Source organism: Pauljensenia sp. 20925_1_34 (genome assembly GCF_041432775.1).
Lineage (GTDB): Bacteria > Actinomycetota > Actinomycetes > Actinomycetales > Actinomycetaceae > Pauljensenia.
Window position 1 is genome coordinate 20,247 of the sequence record NZ_JAPWAG010000031.1, and the last position, 7,307, is coordinate 27,553.

Genomic DNA, 7,307 nt, shown 5'->3' on the forward strand with positions numbered 1-7,307 from the left:
GCATGTGGGCGGCTCCCAGTGGGGGAGCCGCCCACATGCCGTTAGAATGGGGCCATCGCGTCTTCCACGCCACATACGCAAGGAGAACTTCCATGAGTGAAGAAACCGTCCGCATCCTGGTCTTCAGCGACGACAAGGACAAGCGCGCCGCCGTTATTAACGGCGTCGGTGTGCGTGCTTCCAAGGACACGCCCCGCATCGAATGGGTGGAAACAGCCACCGGCTTCGGCGTGCGCGACGCGTTCGACCAGCAGGATTTTGCGGCACTCATCCTCGACGCCGAGACGAAGAAGGAGGGCGGCATGTCGGTCGCCCAGGACCTTCAAGAGACCCGCGAGGACGTTCCCCCGATCATCTTCCTGACCGCCCGCGCGCAGGACGAATGGCTGGCCACCTGGGCCGGCGCAGCCGCCACGGTCTCGGATCCGATCGACCCGATCATCCTTCAGGAGACGGTCGCCGACGTGCTGCGTGGAGCTGCCCGATGAGCCACCGGGACTGGGCCCCGATCATCGCCACCCTGATCGCCGGTGAAGCGCTGGACTACGACCAGTCGTACTGGCTCATGGACCAGGTCATGAGCGGCGAGCTCGGCGAGGCTCGCCTGGCCTCCTTCCTCACCGCTATGGCGATCAAGGGCGCCACCGTCGAGGAGATTCACGGCCTGGCCGACGGCATGCAGGATCACGCGGCCAGCGTCAACCTGCCCAGCCGCGCTCTCGACATCGTCGGCACCGGCGGAGACGGCTACAAGACCGTCAACATCTCGACCATGTCCGCGATTGTCGCGGCATCGATGGGTATTCCCCTGGTCAAGCACGGCAACCGTGCCTCCACCTCGAAGTCCGGTTCCGCGGACGTCATCGAGGCCCTCGGCGTCAACTTGGACGTGGAGCCAGCCGATCTGCGCCGCATCTTCGACCAGGTCGGTATCGCCTTCCTGTTCGCCAACAAGATGCACCCGTCGATGCGTTTCGCCGCCCCCGTGCGCCGCGCGCTCGGCTTCCCGACGGCCTTCAACGTGCTGGGACCGCTGACCAACCCCGCGAAGGTGCAGGCCTGCGCGATCGGTGCGGCCAAGGAAGAAAACGCGCGTCTCATGGCCGGCGTGTACGCCTCCCGTGGCCTGTCCGCCCTGGTCCTGCGCGGCGCGACCACCGGCCTGGACGAACTGACCACCGCCGATTCGAATCAGATCTGGATCGTCTCGGGTGGGCAGGTGAGCGAGGTTGCCTTCGACGCCCGTGAGTCCCTGGGCATGGCCTCCTCCTCGATCGAGGACCTGGCAGGCGGCGAGGCCGCCGACAACGCCGCCGTGGCCCGCGAGGTCCTGGCTGGCGGTGGATCCAGCGCCGTGCGCGACGCGGTGGCCCTCAACGTGGGTGCGGGCATCCTGGCCTGGGAGGGCCTGGACCACCCGTTGTCTGCGGATACTTTCGAGGCGCGCATGCGCGACGCGGTCGGGCGGGCTCAAGCGGCCCTGGCCGACGGCGCAGGAGCGCGCCTGGTTGAACGCTGGGCGCAGGCCTCCAACAGCTGACATGCGGCGCGCTCAGGCGCGCAAGCGATCATACGGATGGGCGGTTGCCTGAGCCAGGAGCTCACGCAGCCGCCCGTCGCGCAGCGGGCTCATCGTGGGCTGAGCCCACGGCAGAGGAGAATCCCACTCGATCAGGCGCGTACCCGCCTCGCTCAGCTGCGCGCAGATAAGAGCCGTCTCGGCCCACGATGCGGCCTTTCCGGCCTGCCCGTCGACGGTCAGCGGCTCTGTCGCGCTCGCCACCTCGATCCACGCGGTGGGATCGGTGTGCGGGGGAACCACGAGCGAGCTGAGATAGCGCCCGTAGGACGCCACGTGCACGAGCCAGCCGGGTTCGCCGCCGTCCCTGCGCGTGCCCCATACGATGCGCGCAGCGGACAGGACCGGGCGCATCGTCGTTCGCTCAACCCCCGCCATGTAGGCGCTGAGCTCGTCGCGCGCTCGCGCTGCGGGTTCGAAGAGTCCCTGAGCGGCAAGGCGCGCCATGACGGCGGTGAGCGCGTCGGGAACGGTGAGCGAGGACGCAGCCACGGCCTCGTCGATGAGGTCGGCACTCTGCGTCCCGGTTGCCTCTGCAACGACCCGGCCGATCGCGTTCGCGGCTCGCGTGGCGTGCGCCCGCGTGCCAAAGGGGCCCAGCGCGCGGGGCAGATCCGCCAGGCTCACGGAGGGGACAACCACTGCCCGGTTGCCCTCGCGCACCACCCAGTGCTGGTTGGCCTGGCGCCTGGACGCAGAGTTGTACGGGGGAGCCAGGGTCGCGATGTCGCGCAGCTCGCGCACGCGCGCCTCCAGCACGGAGGCGGTGGGGAAATGGCGCACCCCCGAGGAGAGGGAGACCATGCGCTGGACTTTCGTGCGCTTCTCGGCGCGCGTGTAGTAGCTGCCCACGCGCGAGCGCAGGGACGAGGCCGACCCGACGTAGAGCGCATCGCCCGCGGCATCAACGAAGTGATAGACGCCGGGGGAAGTCGGCAGCGTCGCAACGAAGTCGGGGGTGGCTGGCCTGCGCGAGGGGGCTGCGTCGCTGAGCGCGATCAGGTCTTCGACGTCGGTGGCCCCCGCCGAGGACAGGAGAGCGACGAAGCCGAGCAAGACCTCGGCCGTGGCGCGCGCGTCCCCTCGCGCACGGTGCTCCGGAGTGGTCGACGTGCCGAAATACGAGGCGATCGTGCCCAGCTTGTGATTGCGCACGAGCGGGCGCGGCAGGGCCAGGCGGGCCAGCGCCAACGTGTCCACGACGCGCACGCGAGGCCAGGGACGCTGGCAGGCGCGCGCGGCGCGGCGCAAGAAACCCACGTCGAAGGAGGCATTGTGCGCGACGAGCACCGGCGCCTCCTCGCCCTCAAGACCGGCCCACTCGATGAAGCGCTCCAGGACCGGGCCGATCGGGTCGGCGTCCTCGACCATCGCGGGCGTGATGCCCGTCAGCGACGTGATGAACGGAGGGATCGGCTGGAGCGGGCGAACCAGCGACGAAAACTCGTCGGCAACGCGCCCGCCTCTCACCCGAACCGCACCGATCTCCGTGATCTCAGCGCCTGCCCCCAGGCCCGTCGTCTCCAGGTCGACAACCACCCAGTGCCCGCCCGAGGCCGGGGTGCCGACAGCATCCAAGCTCAGCTGCAGTTCGGGTCTCGCACTACGAGACAATGTGTCAGAAACGAGCTCGCGAGCATAGCGTTTGTCAGACTCCACGGGCGCGATGCTTTCCGAACAATTGCGCACGTGAGTCTCTTTCGTCATAGAGTTGATACTAATTCGAACGCGCGCCCGCGCGCCCGCTGACAACCGAGGAGTCACAGTGGCGTTCTATCAGGCACTCAAAGCGACCGGTAGCCCCATTCTGAAGGCTGCGTACCATCCCTGGATTCGCGGCAAGGAGAACATCCCCGCCGAAGGCCCGGCGATCCTGGCCTCCAACCACAACGCCGTGTGGGACTCCGTGTTCCTGCCGATGATGCTCGACCGCGAGGTCGTCTTCATGGGCAAGGCCGACTACTTCACCGGCACGGGCGTGAAGGGCTGGATGACCAAGGAATTCATGCGCGCCGTCGGCACCATCCCCGTGGACCGCACCGGCGGACGCGCCTCCGAGAGCGCGCTCAACGCCGGCCTGAAGCGCTTGCGCTCGGGCGAGCTCTTCGGCATCTACCCCGAGGGCACGCGCAGCCCCGACGGCCGCCTGTACCGAGGCAAGACCGGCGTGGCCCGCCTGGCGCTCCTGTCCGGCGCCCCCGTCATCCCCGTCGCCATGATCGGCACGCACACCGCCCAGCCGATCGGGCAGAGGATTCCCTCGCGCACCAACATCGGCATGGTCATCGGCGAGCCCCTCGACTTCTCACGCTACCGCGGCCTGGACAGGGACCGCTACGTCCTGCGCGCCATCACCGACGAGATCATGTACAACCTGATGCTCCTGTCGGGCCAGGAATACGTCGACCTGTACGCCGCCGACGTGAAGGCACAGCTCGCCGCCGAGGGAGCTTTCGAGGGACCCGTTCCGTCCAACGGCCGCCCCGCACCCGGCGGACGCACCGCACCCGACGTGCCCGTGCCGACCGCTCCCGAAGAAGAACCGTCGGAGGAGGAGAACAAGGAGGATTCCTCCAAGTAATCGCCTCTCGCGGGACGATGCTTCAGCATCGTTCCGTGGGACGGGCGTCCTTGGCGCAACGAAGGATCGCGCGGGTAGAATGGTCATGCCCTGCGCTCACGCGCGGGCCCGTACCTAACCAACCTGAGAAAGGTGACATTCATGTCGGTCCGTCGTGTTGCCCTGCTGACCGCAGGTGGCTTCGCCCCGTGCCTGTCCTCCGCCGTCGGTGGACTCATCGAGCGCTACAACGAGATTGATCCCTCCGTCGAGATCATCGCTTACCAGAACGGCTACCACGGCCTGCTCACCGGCAACTACGTGCTGGTGGACGAGGAGGCGCGTAAGCACGCTGCCGTCCTCCACCGCTACGGTGGTTCGCCGATCGGCAACTCCCGCGTCAAGCTGACGAACAAGAAGAACCTGGTCGAGCGCGGCCTCGTCGCCGAGGATGAGGATCCGCTGCAGAAGGCTGCCGAGCAGCTGCGCACTGACGGCGTTGATGTCCTGCACACCATCGGTGGTGACGACACCAACACGACGGCTGCCGACCTTGCTGCCTACCTGGAGGAGCACGACTACCACCTGACCGTCGTGGGCCTGCCCAAGACCATCGACAACGACGTGGTGCCGATCCGCCAGTCCCTGGGCGCGTGGACCGCCGCTGAAGAGGTGTCGGAGTACTCCCAGAACGTCATCGGCGAGCACCGTTCCAACCCCCGCATGCTCATCATCCACGAGATCATGGGCCGTCACTGCGGGTGGCTGACCGCCGCCGGTTCGCAGCGCTACCACGAGTGGCTCAAGACCCAGGAGTGGGTGCCCTCGATCGGCCTGTCGAAGGAGCGTTGGGACATCCACGCCATCTTCCTGCCCGAGATGAAGATCGACCTGGACGCCGAGGCCAAGCGCCTCAAGGCGATCATGGACGAGCAGGGCAACGTCAACATCTTCCTGTCCGAGGGCGCTGGCGTCCCCGAGATCATCGCGGAGATCGAGGCTGCCGGTGGCGAGGTCCAGCGTGACCCCTTCGGCCACGTCAAGCTCGACACGATCAACCCCGGCCAGTGGTTCGCCAAGCAGTTCGCCGAGAAGATTGACGCCGAGAAGGTCATGGTTCAGAAGTCCGGCTACTTCTCGCGTTCCTCGCGCGCCAACGCCGACGACCTGCGTCTCATCAAGTCGATGACCGACCTGGCCGTCGAGTGCGCGTTCAAGGGCGAGTCCGGCGTCATCGGTCACGACGAAGAGGACAACGATCGTCTGAAGGCCATCCCGTTCCCGCGCATCGCGGGCGGCAAGCCCTTCGACATCTCGGCTCCGTGGTTCCTCGAGATGATGGCCGAAATCGGCCAGAGCGTCGAGCCGGCTGGCGAGTGAGTCGCTTCGCGTGATTCCTTCGATCACTCCCGGACGCGGCGGCGAGCCTGTGCGTAAGCCTCGCTCCCGCCGCGTCCCCGAGCGTCTGTGGTCGCCCGAGTCCGGGGAGCGCGCTCCCTGGGACACGTGGCGCGGCCTGGACGCTGCCCAACAACCCTCGTACGCGGATGCCGAGTCCGTAGCCGAGGTGACGGCTCAGCTGCGCCGTCAGCCGCCCCTCGTGTTCGCGGGCGAGGTCGATGACCTACGCACGTGGATGGGTGCGGCGTCGCGTGGCGAGGCCTTCGTGCTGATGGGCGGAGACTGCGCGGAGACGTTCGCGGAGGCCACTGCCGATCACGTGCGCCTGAAGATCCAGACGCTGCTGCAGATGGCCGTGGTCTTGACCTACGGCGCGTCCCTGCCGGTCATCAAGGTCGGCCGCATCGCCGGACAGTACGCCAAGCCTCGTTCCTCCGACCTGGAGACGCGCGACGGCCTGACGCTGCCGAGCTACCGCGGCGACGCGGTGAACTCCTTTGAGTTCACCCCGGAGGCGCGCGAGCCCGACCCGCAGCGCCTCCTGTCCCTGTATAACCATGCGGCGTCGACGCTGAACCTGATCCGCGCTTTCACGAAGGGCGGATACGCGGATCTGCGTCAGGTGCACCGCTGGAACCAGGGTTTCATGTCGAACCCGGCCTACGCGCGCTACGAGTCGCTGGCCGAAGACATCCACCGCGCGATCAAGTTCATGGGTGCCGCCGGCGTCGACTTTGAGACGCTGCGCGACGTGGACCTGTATTCGTCGCACGAGGCCCTGCTCCTGGAGTATGAGTCCGCGATGACGCGCATCGATTCGCGCACGGGCGAGCCCTACAACACGTCCGCTCACTTCCTGTGGGCGGGGGAGCGCACGCGCGAGGAGGAGGGCGCTCACATCGAGCTGCTGTCTCGCGTGCGTAACCCGATTGGGGTCAAGCTTGGTCCGTCCACGACGCGCGATCAGATGCTCTCGCTCATCGATCGGCTGAACCCGGACGGTGAGGATGGGCGCCTGTCGTTCATCACGCGCATGGGCGCGGGGCGCATCCGCGAGGCGCTGCCTCCGCTGCTTGAGGCGGCCCGGGAGGACGGTCGTCCGATCACGTGGATGACGGACCCGATGCACGGCAACACGATCACGTCCTCGACCGGCTACAAGACGCGCCGCTTTGAGACGGTCATGGACGAGGTCCGCGGCTTCTTCGAGGCGCACGAGGCCTCGGGCACGGTTCCCGGCGGCCTGCACGTGGAGCTCACGGGCGACGACGTGACCGAGGTGATCGGCGGGTCTGAACGCATCGACGAACAGTCGCTGCGCGACCGCTACGAGACCCTCGTCGATCCGCGCCTGAATCACCAGCAGAGCCTGGAGATGGCCTTCCAGGTCGCCCAGTATCTGGCGAAGGGTTCCTCTCACGTGGAGTGAGCCCGGGGCACATGACGACATCCCGGCCTCGTTCGTAATGGACGAGGCCGGGATGTCGTTTGTGCTAGCGGCGGCGTGAGCATCAGACACATGCCAGCGGCGGGCGGGGTGTGCCCGGCGGACCACGGTGCCGATGTGGGGCTGAAGGACATGTTGTGGTACCCGGGCTCGTCCCGCTGTTGGATGGCATGTTCGGCCCGATGGGTGGATACCTGGGCCCTTGGATGCGCACGTTAACCCTATGGGTGGAGTGTGGGCGGGGGTGCCCATGCTCCACGTGTCGGGTCCAGCTGCGCATGAAAGGGTTAGTGCGACCACCTGTCGGGCCCAGGTGACAG

At 67.4% G+C, this 7,307-nt stretch carries 6 protein-coding genes; 5 read left to right on the plus strand and 1 reads right to left on the minus strand.

Features of this window, described 5'->3' with window-relative positions:
* Nucleotides 1–92: 92 nt before the first annotated feature.
* Both O3669_RS09590 and trpD read left to right on the plus strand, forming a co-directional pair.
* A complete protein-coding gene (locus O3669_RS09590) occupies nucleotides 93–488 on the plus strand; it encodes a hypothetical protein (RefSeq protein WP_295918697.1) in 396 nt (131 codons plus the stop codon).
* Complete coding sequence (gene trpD / locus O3669_RS09595; protein ID WP_371524512.1) at nucleotides 485–1,540, plus strand: anthranilate phosphoribosyltransferase; 1,056 nt, start codon at nucleotides 485–487, stop codon at nucleotides 1,538–1,540. The genes O3669_RS09590 and trpD overlap by 4 nt, the downstream gene beginning before the upstream one ends.
* Before the next feature lie 12 nt (nucleotides 1,541–1,552).
* On the opposite strand, the gene O3669_RS09600 is transcribed toward trpD, so the two are convergent.
* Nucleotides 1,553–3,286, minus strand: a complete 1,734-nt coding sequence (locus tag O3669_RS09600) for an exonuclease domain-containing protein (protein WP_371524513.1) — start codon at nucleotides 3,284–3,286, stop codon at nucleotides 1,553–1,555.
* Between the two features lie 58 nt (nucleotides 3,287–3,344).
* Between O3669_RS09600 and O3669_RS09605 the strand changes: the two genes are divergently transcribed.
* From O3669_RS09605 to O3669_RS09615, 3 genes are all read left to right on the plus strand, one after another.
* Nucleotides 3,345–4,160 carry a 1-acyl-sn-glycerol-3-phosphate acyltransferase gene (locus tag O3669_RS09605; RefSeq protein WP_295918704.1) on the plus strand — a complete coding sequence of 272 codons (816 nt, stop codon included), beginning with the start codon at nucleotides 3,345–3,347 and terminating at the stop codon, nucleotides 4,158–4,160.
* Nucleotides 4,161–4,301: 141 nt separating this feature from the next.
* The gene (locus tag O3669_RS09610) at nucleotides 4,302–5,519 is read left to right on the plus strand and encodes a pyrophosphate--fructose-6-phosphate 1-phosphotransferase (RefSeq protein WP_295967215.1); all 1,218 of its coding nucleotides are present in this window, start codon (nucleotides 4,302–4,304) and stop codon (nucleotides 5,517–5,519) included.
* 10 nt (nucleotides 5,520–5,529) lie between these two features.
* Nucleotides 5,530–6,969, plus strand: a complete 1,440-nt coding sequence (locus O3669_RS09615) for a class II 3-deoxy-7-phosphoheptulonate synthase (protein ID WP_295918708.1) — start codon at nucleotides 5,530–5,532, stop codon at nucleotides 6,967–6,969.
* The last annotated feature ends 338 nt before the right edge of the window (nucleotides 6,970–7,307 follow it).

Bases quoted from the DNA above. Each gene is read 5' to 3' on its own strand.
- O3669_RS09590 (WP_295918697.1), top strand. From the start codon at position 93: ATGAGTGAAGAAACCGTCCGCATCCTGGTCTTCAGCGACGACAAGGAC.
- trpD (WP_371524512.1), top strand. From the start codon at position 485: ATGAGCCACCGGGACTGGGCCCCGATCATCGCCACCCTGATCGCCGGT.
- O3669_RS09600 (WP_371524513.1), bottom strand. From the start codon at position 3,286: ATGACGAAAGAGACTCACGTGCGCAATTGTTCGGAAAGCATCGCGCCC.
- O3669_RS09610 (WP_295967215.1), top strand. From the start codon at position 4,302: ATGTCGGTCCGTCGTGTTGCCCTGCTGACCGCAGGTGGCTTCGCCCCG.